The sequence below is a fragment of the Arthrobacter sp. KKT183 genome (assembly GCF_055657625.1).
In genome coordinates this window covers 1,627,945-1,643,244 of the sequence record NZ_CM145770.1, presented here as the reverse complement: position 1 = coordinate 1,643,244, position 15,300 = coordinate 1,627,945, and the positions used below count along the sequence as shown (strand labels likewise).

The following is a 15,300-nucleotide window of genomic DNA, read 5'->3' as shown; positions in this document are numbered from 1 at the left end:
ATTGACGTGTCGACCTCAACTGATAACCCGGCGTCCCGACTTTGGGAATTCCTCACCTATATGCGCTCCTACCCCGAGCCCAAGGAACCGATCAGGCGCGCCATATCGGACTACTTTGATCTCGACAACGGAGAGCCCAATACCGAGTACAGCCCTCGCATGTTCAGATGCATCGCCGAGCTCATCGATCTACCGACGCAGATCCGCTCCGCCGTCCGCTCAAGGCCCGTGCCGGTGCCGCCGCACGAGCTTGTACTGCGTCCTATGACTAATATCGGTAACGCCATGCGCTTTCTCGCTGCCTTGGGGCAGCCGGTGTCGAGCTTGAACCAACAGTTCAATGACACCGATCTCATCGGGCTGGAGCACTGCATCTATCACATTGCCCCGGTGGTACCCGCGTGCAACCTCGACAGAAATGCACTAGATGCAATCAGGGATCTTGCGCACGAAATCATGGGTCTGGCCAACGAATCTGATGATCTGGACGTAGAGGCAAAGACGTTCATCTGGACGCAAGCTCGTCGTATCTGGGAGAGCACGGAGGTAGTCAGGGCAGCAGGATCAGGTGTTCTCGTCAGCGCGCTGGACGAATCAATTGGCCAGCTCGTGCGCAATGTGTCGCTTCAGCAAGCTGTAGTTAGGGATAAGACAACGGGCAAACGATTCTTCGATCTGCTCACAAAAGTAGCCCTTGTCGTCAACCTCGCTGCCGCGCCTTTCGCATTGACAGCCGATGCTGTGAGCCTCCTGCAAGTGGAAGAGCCTTCAACCGTTCAGGCACCCGGTGCGGTAGATGACTTACCGTCGCGCGCGACATAGGAAATTAGGGCTCAGCGCCATATCGTCGTTCTTGCTCGTACTTACTCCTGAGGTAGGTCAGCGAAGTACCTGGCGTTCCGATTGAGAATGTCCTGAAGGGCCGGAGCGAAGTGCTCCTCAAGACCAGTCACCCGCGAGTACCCGTACGCGGCACCAATAAGCGCAAGGTTCGACACCGCCGCGCAGTCCGCCGCCGGTCGCGGACGAGGCACCGAGAGCAGGGACACGTAGTTGCTGTCTGGTTGTCTATGAATGTAAGGCTCAGCAGAGTCGATCGTAGGATGACTGGCAGCAGTGTAAGCAAGCCACGCCATGTACATGCTCTTAAGACGGTCCTTGATCTCGTCCGGACTCTTGTCGATCGCATGCTTGAGGCGAGTAAGCTCCTCCAGATTCCGGATATCGTCTGTGGGGGTGTCTGCGTACTGCTGGAGTTGATCAGCCATAAGCACATCAAATCGCCAACCGTCATGCTGGGCGGCGAGCATTCTCTTGCTCGTAGCCTTCTTGGCAAGCATGGCTACCTCAACGAACTTCCCTTCGCCAGCGTCCGCCCAGACCAGGCGCATCGCGTGCTCGAGGGCGGAGCGAAGAAGCGGGGCGGCTTCACTCCCGTAGCCACTCTTCTCGAGCTTAATCGCAGCTTCGCCGTTGCGCAGCGTGCGCTGAAGCCATCCCCATGCGAGGCCAGGCGCAGCGGCCCGACGCTGCTCCGCGTGTGAATCGTTGTCCAGCCACAGCGGTTGCGGCTTAGGCGCCTGATTAGCCATGCGAGCGATGCTCCGATAGATCGCGTACCCTGGATCCTTCTCGGAGAGGCCTGCCGGCTTGCGCGATTTCTTTCTAGTGCTCATTCCAACAGCCTTTCAGAGTTGGAGCGACCGGCTATTTAGTTGCTCGGTTCAACCGGTACAGGTAGTAGAAGTTGCGTTGCTCAATCTCGCGGAGTGTTTCACGCCTCGGTGAAGTTGAAGGATTGGCACGTAAGCGACATGGTGGTAGACGGGTTCAGGGCAGAACAGGGAGGACCAAATTATGGGCACCAAGCTCCCGCATTTCGTAGCCCACCCATACCTGCTTGTGCAGCAGGAACCAACGGTTAACCTGCACCACCACCGGTTCACCTCTTCAACACAGCTCCCCAAGTGCGCCCTGCAACTAACGCGCAACTTATGATCTAGAGATGCCAGCTGAAGAGGTACAAGAGTTAGGCCGTGAGGGCGTCTTCCTGTTCAAGCGTTGGTTAGAAGCCACCACCTTCCTCGATTTGTCTTGGAACGCCTACGGGTCAGCCGCCCTGTGCGAAGTTCCTCATCCTGGGGGTGTGAAGACATTCGATCTGGCGGGAATGCTCCTCGAGGAGGGCATGCCGCCGGTTGTCGTCGAATGTAAGCGATACAACTCGCCGGGAAAACAACCGGCCGAATTCGAGGAGTTCCTGGCGATAGCTTACGGAGCCTCAATTTGGGAGATAGATAACGGCATGCGAGCGAAAGCCCGTCAATTTATCTGGGCAACCACTCACCCGTTTTCTCAAACCAATTGGGCGGACTTGACCTCGGAAGCGAGCGTTGCCGCCGCCGTTGAAAAACACCCAAAGTTGGCCGGGGATAGAGCCTATGATCACGAGCTTGGGCGCGCTGTTGCTGAACGCGTCTGGCTGTTGGTGCTCAGTGAGAAGCAGCAGAGAATCATGCTCACGCCTGCCGAGGTGCTCACAGTGTGGAAAAAGCTCAACCGAAAGAAGGCAGGACTGTGAAAGAGTTCAATTCTGTACTCGCCGCAGCACGCGATACACGCGACCCCGAGGAATACATACGTCGCGTTAAAAACGTCCTGAGGACGGAACTGCTAGAGCTTGACCCGTCGGCGCGCATCGACGACACCAACTACTTCAGTCACAGCGCCATTCCCGACTTTGTCCTTCGCTGGCCACGAGAAAACCGAGAGAGATCGGTCTTTCTGCGCGACTCCATCGATAATGTCGTCGCCGCCCGTGACGCGGAGTTCATCCCAGATAAGTCTCCTGCCTTGATCACACTCGACGCGCACCGAGACGATTCTGCCGTGACTGATGACTTGTCACGTCAGTTTGAGCAACGGCCCGAGGCTTTGGTAACGAGCGCCTCAACTCTTCAAGTTGTTGACGACACACCAGAAGATGAGTCATCGCCAGTTGCGGAGCTAGTTCGTGCCAACTTCTTGCGCGGCGCGCGCGGCTGGGTCAGCGCGGCCGATGCTCGATCTCTTATCGCACTCCCTCGCGACTCGGGTGACAGTGCCGAAGCGCCTCGCCGATTCTCGGAGTTCTTCTCACCCGAGGCAACCACCCGAATCGAACGCGCCGCCTCCATACTGGCCTTAGCAGCAAGTGCTGCCCCCTCCCCTCACCTCCTAAACCATGAAGCCTTCCAAGGCGTCCTCTCGGATACTGAACTGCGGTCTATCCTCCCGTGGGTGCTTCGAAAGAATTCGGATGCACCTAGTGCGTTTTGGAAAGCGATCGGCGGCATGTTCACCTTTTCCGACCTTGAGAAACTGCACGTTGAGCTTCGCGGCCTGGATCTGACTCCTCTCATAGAGAGTAATAAGCAATCTTGGACGGCCAGAAGGGGGTATGCCGGCTTGTACGTATCTGCGGAAGACCCGGCTTCTGACGACCCTCGGTCAGACGAGGGCGTGTGGTCTTTTAGAGGAACGACCGTCGGGAAGTCCCTACCAAGCGCAGAGAGTCGAGTTCATTTAGCTCACAAGGGCACGAAACTAACTGGCCGCGACAGCGCCAGTTCAATCGTCTGGCCCATGCTCGAATCAGCACTGCTGGCCTACAGGCTGGTGCGAGTCGAGCTGAAGGGACTGAGGCGCTCAGTTACCGTCAATGCTGAGGAGTCGGATGACATCCGTCAGGACATATCTGACATCACGAACTCCCTAGAAGACACGTACTTTGTGCGTTCTGTGACGATTAGAAGTCAGGGCGTTGATGAAGACTCGGTAGACACAGAAGTTGATTTTGGAAGATCATTAGCCGTTGCCAACGGTGACTCAACGCTCGAAAACCTAACCAGGGCTGTCAATGATCTGCTGATCAGGCACTCAATAGCTGAGGAGGAACACCAGGCCTCGCGTGAGCGCTTCCTTCCGGTTGAGCGAGTGCGTCTAGATAAGGAAACCGTCACACCAAGCGAGATCGTTGAGCGCGAGGTGCGACTAAACGAGGCCGAGAGCGATTCAGACGGGTGACATGCCCGATTCTCGGCACTCTTGCGGACAGGGAACGGATGCGTGTCATCAACATCTACGCACTCACTTGGCTGACACAATTGGCTAAGTGAGCGCAGCAGAGATTGACGACGCGGTTATCGCGACCCTACGGGACGCGGTAGCCGGTAATAAACGTTACGCAGTGCTGTTAGGCGCGGGAGCCTCCGCCGGAGCGGGACTGCCGGACTGGAACGCGCTGTCCATAGAGCTACTGATCCGCAGCAAGGCTATTTCTGATGAAGCAACAGCGAAGGCCTTCTTGGCGTATCAGGACCCAGCACTTGCCGCGGAAGCAGCGAAGACCGCTGCAGGATCGAATTGGAATACGGTATTAGCGCAAGCCCTGTACGAAGGCGCGCCAAGCGATCTCCGCCCTGGAGCTCTTCACTTGGCGTTAGCAACGCTAGCGGCTCGAGAAACACCTGGCGACATCAATCTGTTTACCCTCAATTTCGACACCCTTCTTGAGGACGCTCTCACGCTTGTCTCCACTGAGTTAGGTAAGGCCACACCTTCCTTCAGCCGATCAACCTTCTCTGGACGAGCGCTACCAGGGCACTTCGAAGTTCACCATCTACATGGGGTCATTGAACGTTCGAGCGGGATCGCTCGCGATGTCGTTCTTACTCTCTCGGAGTTCAATGACCTCGTAACGGAAAATGGCTCTTGGCAACAAGCGCAACTTGGTCAAGCTTTGGGATACGGTCCGCTCATTCTGGCGGGCACTTCATATCGAGATTCGGATATTCGCGCATGGCTGAGTGAGCTTGCTCCTAAGACGGACTCGCAAATTGTCGTTTTTTTGGCTCGTCAAGGTCTTGGACTGAGCAGAGCACAATTTCAGAACGTTCTGCCATCGCTTGCCGAGCAATGGAAAGCGATAAATGTGGAAGCCATCATCACCCAAGACCATGCGGACGCTGCCCAAGCGCTGCGAGAACTGCCGTACTTTGACGACCTTGACTACCGCTCACCGCGTGATCGAGCTGCCGCGTTATGGCAGAAATGTGTTGCTGATTTCGACAACCTGCAAGAACAGCATTCATCAGACTTGAAGCAAGATCTGAAGACCATCACAGCGGCCATGGGCCAGTCAGCGAATGTCGTTCTATGGCTTTCGGACGCCGAGGGGAAAGCAGTGAAATGGGCAGCTCCCGATCGTCTCTACACTGACGCAGCGCTGCTAAGGAAAGTCGCGGTCGGACATGACAGCCCTTGGATTGTCGGTCGCTGCCTCGGATCTGATGACATCTTCGCCGAAGACCTGAGCGAACTGTCGGATGAGATCCGTCGATGGCAATTCGTCATCGCTCTACCGATTGCCGTCGATAGGCAAGGTGGACCACCTTTTACGTTCGGTGCTATCACTCTGGCCCTTGAGCATGTACCGGATAACGATGAGTTGAGTGAATGGCGCACCTGCGTAGAGCCTATCGCTGACGAGTGGAGCCAACGACTGAGCCGACTTTAGTGTTTCTCAGCACGCGGCGAGAGTCCGCAACCGGCAAAACGGCATATACTGGTAACTCGATCGAGGGAGTGCAGCATGGCAACTTCAGGTAGCAAAGGTGTTCAGAGCGTAGGCAAAGGTGTCTACCGCCTCAGCTCGTCGAGCCGCAGCGCAGTGACAGGACGTTTTTCCCTCAACGCTAGCTCCACCACAAAAAGCTCGAGCTCCCGCGGGAGCTCACAGTCGGGTAAGTCTGACAAGTAGTAATCTTGTTCGCCATCTGATGACCGCCCGGCGAGGGGTGCCTGCACAACTGGCCCGTGCAAACTTCTGCCAGTCTGCCAGAATGTCAGTAGCGCCTGTCTACTTTATGCAGTTTTCGCTCATCGCATTACTGAATCCCCTTCATGCGGGAAGGTCGCGCCGGGCGAGAATTGCGGCCGTGCATGCCGCATAGTCGCTCGGCGAGCGGCGCCGAATGAATAGAAGGCTCAAATCCACCATCGAGCAAGGACCTTCATTCAGGGAATACCGGCAAACTTCGTGTTCGAGGATGTCGAGTTCTCAGGACAACTCGACATCGTTGAGTGCCGATAACGGCCCATACGTCATCCTGCCGGGGACACGGAATGGTTGGCAACGATGTGGGGCGCACCATATCCGCAGGCATATGGGAAACGCCGGTCACGAGACCCGTCCAGGCGTTGTCTCGTGACCGGGCACGCGTTAGCGATCCTGAAGCACGGCGAGCCGCCCCTCTCCCAGCTGCCGGTGAGGAGCTATTTGGACATGTCCGCAGTGGACGTCGCCTTCTCGTCGACCTCGGATTCCTCGTCCCGGTCGTGTGGGTCGGCGGTGATCACCGGTTCGCCGTGGACCAGCCCGCGGGCGTTCTTGTTTCGGTCGCCGCGGGTCTTGAGCAGACTCGCGGCGGTCGCGACGACGATGGTGGCGGCGATGAAGAGCAGGGAGAGCCAGATGGGGATCTCGGGCACCCAGAGGAGCGGTTCGCCGCCGTTGATGAAGGGGAGCTCGTTGACGTGCAGGGCGTGGAAGACAAGTTTTACGCCGATGAAGCCGAGGATGACGGCCAGCCCCTGGGCGAGGTAGACCAGACGCTCGAGCAGTCCTCCGATGAGGAAGAACAACTGGCGCAGGCCCATCAGCGCGAACGCGTTGGCGGTGAAGACGATGTAGGCCTCGTTGGTCAGCCCGTAGATCGCCGGGATGGAGTCGACGGCGAAGATGAGGTCCACGAAGCCGATCGCGATGATGGTGAGCAGCATCGGTGTGACGAAGCGCTTCCCGCCCTGGATCACGGTGAGTTTGTCCTGGTGGTACTCGTTGGTGACGGGCAGGACCCGGCGCACGAGTGTCATGAACTTACCGTCAGCCGGGTTGGACTCGTGGCTGCTGAAGGCCTGCTTGTAGGCGAGGACGAGGAGCAGGGCGCCGAAGATGTAGAAGACCCAGGAGAAGTTTTCGATCAGGGCCGCTCCGATGGCGATGAAGCCGCCGCGCAGGATCAGGGCGATGATGATCCCGATCATCAGCACCTTCTGCTGGTACTTCTTCGGAACCGCAAACCCGGCCATCACAATGAGGAAGACGAACAGGTTATCGATCGACAGTGCCTTCTCGGTGAGGTAGCCGGCAAAGTACTCGCCTCCGAACTTCCATCCCGACACCATGCCGATTCCCACACCGAACAGCAGTGCGAGTCCGATGTAGAACGCCGACCAGCGCGCCGATTCCGCGATGGATGGCTCGTGGGGTTTACGCACGTGGGCGAAGAACTCGTAGACGAAGAACAGGATCGTCACAGCGATGGTGATGAGCCAGATCATAGGTGTGACCTGCATAAGGGTGGCTCCCAAGGGGTAGGCGTTGAACGGATACGCCAAGGTCTCCTCCGCCCGGACGAAACCGGAACCGACGACCCGAGATGCTTCAGTGCATCCGTAATGACGGGCCGATCACAGACGGGAGTACTCCCCTTGATGAGTAAATTCTAACCTATGCAAAACCGTCGTCCTAACCGACACGATCATGCCAGGGAGCATGCCGCATCGTATGACCGTGCGATGTTATTACTACCGTCGAACCCCACGGACGGCGGAGATTAGATCAAATATTTAGGTCTTTTTGATGAGGTTGGACTGGCCCACCGTAGGTATTGGAGCCGCCCGGCCCGGGCGACCGAAGCACGGAGGATCCCTGATGACAACGCATGTAGCAGAGTGCAGCGTAACCAACTGTTCGTTCAACGACCACTCTGCCTGCAATGCCGCCGCAATTACCGTCGGTGGCAGACAAGACCATGCCTCCTGCTCCACCTTTATCGGCACCGGCACACACGGTGGCCTGCCCAAGGTCCTAGCCGGTGTCGGGGCATGCCAGCGAGCCGAATGCGCGTCCACAACGGTCATTTGATGTGCACCGCGGCCGAAGTCCACGTCGGACCTGGTCCGGACAACGCCGACTGCCTCACTTACGCGCAAAATTAGGCCAGAAGCTGCACGACGAAAGAAAACTTCAGTTGGAGGATCCTGCTGCTCGTCTGGCTGCCAAACATTCGGTGATACCGAAGGGACTCCGCCGTCTGACAGTGGGCTGCTGGAGTGGCGCCCCGCCCCCCCCTTGACGCATGTCTGGTGCACCGGGTCGGCTAACCACCCCTGTTCCAAGTACTGTCCGCGTGACAGCTTCACTCGGCACAGGAATAACATGATGCGTTCTGGCGTGCGCCTGTTGGCTGCGGATAAGTGCCTGTGACTATTAACTTCGAATGGCGGCTTTTCATGACTTAGTTCAGCGGTCCCAGTCGTGATCGAATTTCTACTACGCTGTGTAGAAGAAATCACCAACAGCGTAAGGAGCGGCATGGCTCGCATCACCATTGCACTCGGCGTCGTTCTCATCGCCCTCGGCGTCACCGCTTACATCATCGCCGCCTTCGCCAGCTGGACGGCGCTGATCCCGGCCGTCCTGGGAGGTGTCATACTGATCTCCGGCCTCATCGGCCTGAAGAATCAGAAGATCGGCATCCACATCGCCCTAGTTGTGGCAGTGCTCGGCGTCCTCGGCACCACGATGAACGTCCTGCAGCTCGGCGCTCTCTTCGCCGGGGAGGCTGACCGTCCTGCCGCGGTGATCACCAGCACGATCACTTTCGTCCTGCTCATCATCTATGTGGTGCTCGGCATCCGCTCATTCATCGCCGCCCGCCGCCGGAAATCAGCAGCGGCTTGACCTCCGGTTCCGCCGCAGGCGGGATCAGATTACGGGCTCTTCGCAGAGGAAAAACGCTTCACGTATCAGGGTCAAGAATCGGCTTGCGGGGCAACGATCTGATACCCCTGCAACGTTCAGTCAGCTATCCCCAGTAGACGACACCCGGGACTGCCCCCGGTCTTGTTGGACTCCACAGTGGGTTGACCGGTTGCTACCCACCATGATTTTCGGCATCAGGGGGTGGAGTTGTTGCGGGCACCGGTCGCAGGATTGGGCTGTGCTCCGTACACTCCTACCCATGGATGCACTTGACGTGGGACGGATCGTGGCTGGGCTGGTGTTGCTGGTGCTGGGTGGGGAATTCCTGGTGCGGGGGGCTTCAGCGCTGGCCCGTCGCGTGGGGATTTCCTCGCTGGTGGTCGGGCTCACCGTGGTCTCGGCAGCCACATCAGCACCGGAGCTCGCCGTGACCATCGGCGCTGTCCTGCGCGACGAACCCGGGCTCGCTGTGGGCAACGTGGTCGGCAGCAACATCGTCAACGTCCTGCTCATCCTCGGACTTTCCGCACTGGTTGTTCCGCTTGCTGTGAAGCAGCGGTTGGTGCGCTTTGACCTGCCCCTGATGGTCGCCCTTTCAGTCGGGGTGCTCCTCGTGTCCCTGGACGGGAGGATCAGTGCCGTGGATGGGTTGGTTCTCTTCTGCGTCGTGGTGGTGCACACTGTGATGACCGTCGTTATCGGCCGCCGCGACGCGAAGATCCCCACGACGCCGGACCCGGCCGGGGGTTCGCCTACCGCCGATTCAGCTACCGCCGATTCGGCCGGAGAGAAAGAGGCGGCGCCTGCGGACTCTTTCGCCAAATCGCTCCTGCTCGTGCTGCTGGGGATCGCCTTACTGGTGGCCGGTGCCACACTGCTCGTGGAAGGCGCGGTGAGCATTGCCGCCACACTGGGCGTGAGCAGTCTCGTGGTCGGTCTGACTGTAGTGGCAGTCGGGACGTCGCTGCCCGAACTGGCGACATCCATCATTGCGGTGCGCCGCGGTGAACGAGACCTGGCCGTGGGTAACGTGGTCGGCAGCAACATCTTCAACATTGGGGTGGTGCTCGGACTGCCCGCCCTGATCTCTCTTGAGGGCATTCCCGTATCCGCTGCTGCGGTGGCCTTCGATATACCGGTGATGCTGGCAGCCGCGGTGGCACTGCTGCCCGTCGCGTTCACCGGCTTCGCGATCGCGCGTTGGGAGGGCATCCTGTTCGTGGGGCTGTACCTGGCCTACACCGGATATGTCGTTCTGACCGCTACCGCACACGATGCCCTGGAAGGGTTCACCGCAGCCATGGCCTGGTTCGTACTACCATTGATCGCAGCCACCCTCATCTCCTTCACAGCCTACGAAATCGGGCTCCACAAGGGCCGCCGGAACCCGGACCAGACCCGAACCTCGCCCTAGTCCGGAGTTGCTGGCCATTGCCAGCCGGCGGTGAACCGGACAAGGGGTGGCTGTCGGTCGCGGCGGTCCGTACGTAGACTGTCGATCTGGTGAGCTAAGGAAATCTAGTCGGCATGAGCACATTCGACGAACCCGCAGACCAAGGAGCCCCCCCTTGTCCAGCCACGACGACCCCACCACTGGCCCGGAGGATCACAGCCACGATAGCCTCCACCGTGGCAGCTACCGCGAGGTGCTCCGTGTCGGGGAGATCCTGCGTAAAGAGACCGTCGGGGGCATACTGCTGGTCGTTGCAGCACTGGCCGCCATCGTGTGGGCGAACTCTCCTGCCGCGGATAGTTACTTCGCCTTGCGTGACTACGAGATCGGTTACGAGCCCTGGAACCTGCGGCTCAGCCTCAGCAAATGGGCGGCCGACGGGTTGCTGGCCATCTTCTTCTTCCTCGTGGGTCTGGAGCTGAAGCGGGAGTTCGTGGCCGGTGACCTGCGCCAGTTCAGCAAGGCCGTGGTCCCGGTCGCCGCAGCCGTCGGTGGGGTTGCTGTTCCGGCGCTCGTCTACGTTGCATTCAACGCTGTGAACCCGGAGACGGTCAGCGGGTGGGCTATTCCCACAGCCACCGATATCGCTTTCGCCGTGGCGGTGCTGGCCATCATCGGCTCCCACCTACCTCCCGCGTTGCGGTTGTTCCTTCTGACTCTTGCGGTGGTGGATGACCTGTTGGCCATAACAATCATCGCCGTCTTCTATACCGATGACGTAGCGCTCACGCCCTTGCTGCTCGCATTGGTCCCGCTGGCAGTCTTCGCCTTCTTCACGCATCGCTTCTCCCGGTTCTTCAGCCGGCACGCCTGGGCATTCTGGATCATCCTGCTGCCCCTGGGACTGGTGGTCTGGGTGCTGGTTCACGAGGCCGGCGTCCACGCCACCGTTGCCGGCGTTTTGCTCGGTTTCGCGGTCCCGGTGATGCGCAGCAAGGCCAGCGGCGGACCTGAGGCCGGCCCGGGTTTGGCTGAGGAATTCGAACACCGCTTCCGCCCCATCTCTGCCGGGTTCGCAGTGCCAGTGTTCGCCTTCTTTTCTGCCGGTGTGGCAGTGGGTGGCTGGGAAGGACTCACCACAGCCCTGACCGCCCCCGTCGCTGTGGGTATCATCGCCGGGCTCATCATGGGCAAACCGATCGGGATCGTCGGTGCCACCTGGCTCACCACCAAGATCACCCGCCGGCGCCTGGACCCGTCCTTCCAATGGATAGACCTGGTGGGCGTGTCCTTGCTGGCAGGGATTGGCTTCACCGTCTCCCTGCTCATCGCCGAGCTGAGTTTCGCTGCAGGCAGTGTCAACACCGACTACGCCAAGGTCGCGGTCCTCACCGGCTCTGTGGCAGCGGCTCTGCTGGCCGGAGCGTTGCTGCAGGCCCGCAACCGCCACTACCGGGCTATCGAGAATCTCGAGTCCATCGACACCGACCACGACGGCGTCCCCGACATCTACCAGAACGATGAAGCCAGGGACGGGCGCCCGTAGGAGCGGCACTCAACACCTGATCCTCGACCGGAACGATCCCTGCACTCTCGGTTCCGGACCGCCCCCAGGGTTTTCACGATTCCCGGATTCGATAGGTCTCAGGCCGTAAAGTGCCGCGATTAAGTGTGGCTGATCGCTGGCCTCAGGGGGCTCCAGCCCGCCCTTCTCGCAGTTTTCGACCGTTCCCGGAGTTGTTGCTCCTCCGGCGCTCCGCCCGTCATTGACCGGTGCGCTTCTCCTGGGTGAGTTCTCGGGGAAGGACCCGGCACAGGACGTCGGAGAGGGTAACCACCCCGACGAAACGCCCGTGGTGCATGACGGCGGCGAGTTGCTCCCCGGCTGCCCGGATCTGGGCAAGGGCCTCGTAGACCGGTGTTCCGGCGTCGAGCGTGAACGCGGGGCGGGTCAGCTCACTAACCGGCCTTTCCAGCGATTCGAGCAGTGTGTCGCGGACGTGAACGACTCCGGGGATGCCCCCGTCCAGGTCCTCCACGAGGATGCGTAGGTGGCCCGAGCGGGCGGCGGCTTCCTGCACATGGGAGGCCGTGGCTGTGGCCGGCACCATGGTCGGCGCGCCGCCCGGTGCGATCAGCGCTTGGATAGTGAGCTTCTCGAAGCTCAAGGACACCGGAGAGCTGGGTGCGGAAGGAGGCGTCGAGGGCACCGACAGACGCGGAGTGCTCAACGAGGTGTCGGATCATGTCGACGTCCTGGCCGCCGACGACCGCACGGTCCAACGGAGTTACTCCGCTGGCTGCGACCAGCCGGTTGGCGATCTCGTTGACCCAGCTCAGCAACGGTCGCACCAACCAGATGAAGCCGCGCGCGGGCACACCGATGAGCTTGGCCGAGGTTTCCGGGTGCGCGATCGCCCAGGACTTGGGCGCCATCTCGCCCACGACTAGATGCAGGAATGTCACGAACAGCAGCGAGAGGGCGAAAGCGGCGCCGCCGGCAAACTGCTCCGGAGTCCCCCAGGACGCGAGCACGGGGCCCAGCCATGCGTCGATGGCCGGTTTGGTAACCGCGCCGAGGGCGAAAGTGGCTGCGGTGATACCCAGTTGTGCACCGGCGAGCATGATCGTCAGCTCGTTGATGCCGCGCAGCGCCGCACGGGCGGACCGGTTCGTCGCAGCTTCGGCCTCGAGCCGGTGGCGGCGGGCACCGAGCAGTGAGAACTCGATAATGACAAAGAACGCGCTCAGTACGATGAGCAGCACGGTCACGGCGGTCACGATCAGCGGATCACTCATCGATCCTCCTCGGTGCCGATCGCGGTCTCATCCGTGCAGCCTGCGCCGTCAGCGGCGGTCCGGACAAGCCGCACGAGCAGTTCGCTGGGGACGTGCCGGGAAAGTTCCAGCACTTCAACCTCGAGCACACGGTGGACAGGTCGATCCAACACCAGATCACGAGGGTCGTCGGGCAGCTCGACCCGCAGCACCTCGCCGGTGACCGGCAGTTCACCGCGGTGGGCAATGAGCAGACCCGAGATGGTCTCGTAGTCACCGGCGGGCAACTCGTAGCCGACGGCGCGTTCGACTTCGTCGACGTGGATATCACCGCTCATCCGCCAGGTGTTCTCCTGCTCGGGCGTGATGACAGCGGGCGGGTCGTCGTCATGCTCGTCAGTCAGTTCCCCGACCAGTTCCTCGGACAGGTCCTCGACCGTCAGGACACCCGCGAAGCCACCGTATTCGTCGATGATGCAGGCAAGCTCGTTGCGCGACCGCGTGAGCTTGGCCAGCGCGTCAGGCAGCGACATGAGCGTTGGCAGTACGAGCGGGGGCACCATGATGGAAGACACCGGGGCCTCCTCGGGCGCGCGGCTGCGGAGTAGGTCCGTGAGCTGGACGACTCCGAGCGGCTCCTCCGTCTCGGAGATCACCGGGTAGCGGGTGTGCTCCTGCGCCATGAGAGCGCGCAGCTGGCCCATGGTCGTGTCCGGTGTAACGGTGCCGACCTGTGAGCGCGGGATCATGGCGTGTTCGACGGTCCGGTCGGGGAAGTCGAGCCCATCGTTGTGGTCGTTACCAGCTTCCAGTTGCTGGTGTTCCGCAGCATGCCTGACAACCCGCTGGTGCTGGCGGCGGGGCTCCTGATTGTGGCCGTTGGTATCGCGTTGTTCCTGCACGGTCTGGATTTGAGTGTCTTCCCCGTGGGCAAGAACCTGTCGAATCGGTTTGCTCAACGAGGTGCTCTGGCCCTGCTGCTGCCTTTCGGTTTCGCGATCGGGTTCGCAGCGGTTGTGGCCGAGCCAGCCCTGATTGCCGTAGCACAGCAGGCGGAGATCGTCAGCGAGGGCCGGATTAATGGACTGGTCCTGCGGCTCGTGGTGGCCGTCTCCGTCGGCCTGGTCCTGGTCCTGGTCCTGGTCCTGGTCCTGGTCCTGGGCATCATGCGCATACTGCGGGGATGGGCGATCCAAAAACTGCTGATCGTCGGTTATGTGGTCGTGCTGGCAGCCACATTCGTAGCCCCGGAGGAAGTTATCGGGATCGCCTACGATTCCGGAGGCGTGACCACGAACATCGTGATGGTCCCGCTGATCACCGCGATCGGTATCGGGTTGGCCAGCTCGATCCAAGGCCGCAGCGCCCTGCGGGACGGGTTCGGCCTGGTGGCTCTGTGCACTGCGGGTTACGAGTTGGAGAGGCTCTGGGCCTGCGCTTAGAAGACCTCCACTTTTTGCCGGAGTCGACCCACGCCGGGTGCTTCGAACGCGGTCCACACGTCCACATTCACCGCCGGGTCAATGGCAATGGCGCCCTGGCGAAGTCACGCGACACTCGGAGTGTTCCGGTGACGGATGCAGTGACGCTTACCTATGCCGCCTATCAGGATGAGCGCTACCGGCTACTCGGCGGGGTCTCGAGCGACTACGTCTTCGTCAATCTCTACTCTCGTAATAGCCGCCTCGATGAGCCGCTGCGCTATGCCAGCGTCCATGCCATGTTCAGACGGTGGGAGCGCAGGACAGCGGTGCGGGTGCGCCCGCATCAGCTCCGGCACACTGCTGCCACCAGGTGGGTTCGGGCAGGGCATCCCCTCGATGTGGTCCAGGAATTGCTGGGCCATAGAAGTCTGGAATCGACGCAGGTTTATCTGCACGCGTCGCCGGCGGAAATGAGAGCAGCAGTCGAATCCGTCACCAAAGCAAGCGGCGAGACCAATGGCAGCTGATTTACGGCAGATCCTGCTCAATGAAAGCCCCAGCATGGAACCGGGGACTTACCTCGCGTTCCTGCAACAACGCATCAACCGAAACTGGCGGCCCAGCGAATGGGACGGCAAGCTCTGGCATTTCACCTCGGATCCTTCCAACCCGCTGACGGCCGCCTATCCATGCCCGGCTGCCGGCTGTGCCGGATTAGCCCGAAGTAACGGGGCGCACTGCCTAACCTGCAAGTGGATGGCCAGACGTAGCGCGAAGAGCGAGCACTCGACCGAGCCTCGTGCAGATCGGATCTCGGAAGCCACAGAACGGTGCACCATCACCGTCAGTGGACGGTCCTGCAAGGCAATATCGAGCCACCATGGCCTCTGTTACCA

At 60.4% G+C, this 15,300-nt stretch carries 12 protein-coding genes and 2 pseudogenes; 10 read left to right on the top strand and 4 right to left on the bottom strand.

Going from position 1 to position 15,300, the window contains the following annotated elements:
- Positions 1–6 precede the first annotated feature (6 nt).
- Positions 7–822, top strand: a complete 816-nt coding sequence (locus ACZ2GY_RS07855) for a hypothetical protein (RefSeq protein WP_471673439.1) — start codon at positions 7–9, stop codon at positions 820–822.
- Positions 823–863: 41 nt separating this feature from the next.
- Here ACZ2GY_RS07855 and ACZ2GY_RS07850 read toward each other — a convergent pair whose 3' ends face one another.
- Positions 864–1,676, bottom strand: a complete 813-nt coding sequence (locus tag ACZ2GY_RS07850; protein ID WP_471673438.1) for a hypothetical protein — start codon at positions 1,674–1,676, stop codon at positions 864–866.
- 329 nt (positions 1,677–2,005) lie between these two features.
- Between ACZ2GY_RS07850 and ACZ2GY_RS07845 the strand changes: the two genes are divergently transcribed.
- The 3 genes from ACZ2GY_RS07845 (at position 2,006) to ACZ2GY_RS07835 (ending at position 5,557) form a co-directional block, all read left to right on the top strand.
- Positions 2,006–2,581: a hypothetical protein gene (locus tag ACZ2GY_RS07845; protein WP_471673437.1), complete on the top strand. Its 576-nt coding sequence runs from the start codon at positions 2,006–2,008 to the stop codon at positions 2,579–2,581.
- Positions 2,578–4,065: a hypothetical protein gene (locus ACZ2GY_RS07840; protein ID WP_471673436.1), complete on the top strand. Its 1,488-nt coding sequence runs from the start codon at positions 2,578–2,580 to the stop codon at positions 4,063–4,065. Before ACZ2GY_RS07845 ends, ACZ2GY_RS07840 begins: the two co-directional genes overlap by 4 nt.
- Before the next feature lie 88 nt (positions 4,066–4,153).
- Positions 4,154–5,557, top strand: a complete 1,404-nt coding sequence (locus ACZ2GY_RS07835) for an SIR2 family protein (protein ID WP_471673435.1) — start codon at positions 4,154–4,156, stop codon at positions 5,555–5,557.
- A 758-nt stretch (positions 5,558–6,315) separates the two neighbouring features.
- On the opposite strand, the gene ACZ2GY_RS07830 is transcribed toward ACZ2GY_RS07835, so the two are convergent.
- The gene (locus ACZ2GY_RS07830; protein WP_471672465.1) at positions 6,316–7,398 is read right to left on the bottom strand and encodes a TerC family protein; all 1,083 of its coding nucleotides are present in this window, start codon (positions 7,396–7,398) and stop codon (positions 6,316–6,318) included.
- A gap of 358 nt (positions 7,399–7,756) precedes the next feature.
- Here ACZ2GY_RS07830 and ACZ2GY_RS07825 point away from each other — a divergent pair.
- From ACZ2GY_RS07825 to nhaA, 4 genes and pseudogenes are all read left to right on the top strand, one after another.
- Positions 7,757–8,043, top strand: a pseudogene (locus tag ACZ2GY_RS07825) (DUF1540 domain-containing protein).
- A gap of 376 nt (positions 8,044–8,419) precedes the next feature.
- Entirely contained in the window at positions 8,420–8,788 is a 369-nt protein-coding gene (locus tag ACZ2GY_RS07820) for a hypothetical protein (RefSeq protein ID WP_471672467.1), read from the top strand.
- Positions 8,789–9,068: 280 nt separating this feature from the next.
- Entirely contained in the window at positions 9,069–10,223 is a 1,155-nt protein-coding gene (locus ACZ2GY_RS07815; protein ID WP_074703596.1) for a calcium/sodium antiporter, read from the top strand.
- A 154-nt stretch (positions 10,224–10,377) separates the two neighbouring features.
- A complete protein-coding gene (gene nhaA / locus ACZ2GY_RS07810; RefSeq protein ID WP_471673434.1) occupies positions 10,378–11,748 on the top strand; it encodes a Na+/H+ antiporter NhaA in 1,371 nt (456 codons plus the stop codon).
- 217 nt (positions 11,749–11,965) lie between these two features.
- Here nhaA and ACZ2GY_RS07805 read toward each other — a convergent pair.
- Both ACZ2GY_RS07805 and ACZ2GY_RS07800 read right to left on the bottom strand, forming a co-directional pair.
- A pseudogene (locus tag ACZ2GY_RS07805) lies at positions 11,966–13,001 on the bottom strand (CNNM domain-containing protein).
- A complete protein-coding gene (locus ACZ2GY_RS07800) occupies positions 12,998–13,729 on the bottom strand; it encodes a CBS domain-containing protein (protein ID WP_471673433.1) in 732 nt (243 codons plus the stop codon). The pseudogene ACZ2GY_RS07805 and the gene ACZ2GY_RS07800 overlap by 4 nt, the downstream one beginning before the upstream one ends.
- A 3-nt stretch (positions 13,730–13,732) precedes the next feature.
- On the opposite strand from ACZ2GY_RS07800, the gene ACZ2GY_RS07795 reads away from it, so the two are divergent.
- Together ACZ2GY_RS07795 and ACZ2GY_RS07790 are read left to right on the top strand one after the other, a co-directional pair.
- Positions 13,733–14,422 carry a DUF1538 domain-containing protein gene (locus tag ACZ2GY_RS07795; RefSeq protein ID WP_471673432.1) on the top strand — a complete coding sequence of 230 codons (690 nt, stop codon included), beginning with the start codon at positions 13,733–13,735 and terminating at the stop codon, positions 14,420–14,422.
- On the top strand, positions 14,377–14,931 hold the full coding sequence (locus tag ACZ2GY_RS07790; RefSeq protein WP_471673431.1) for a tyrosine-type recombinase/integrase: 555 nt from the start codon (positions 14,377–14,379) through the stop codon (positions 14,929–14,931). Before ACZ2GY_RS07795 ends, ACZ2GY_RS07790 begins: the two co-directional genes overlap by 46 nt.
- Positions 14,932–15,300: the final 369 nt, after the last annotated feature.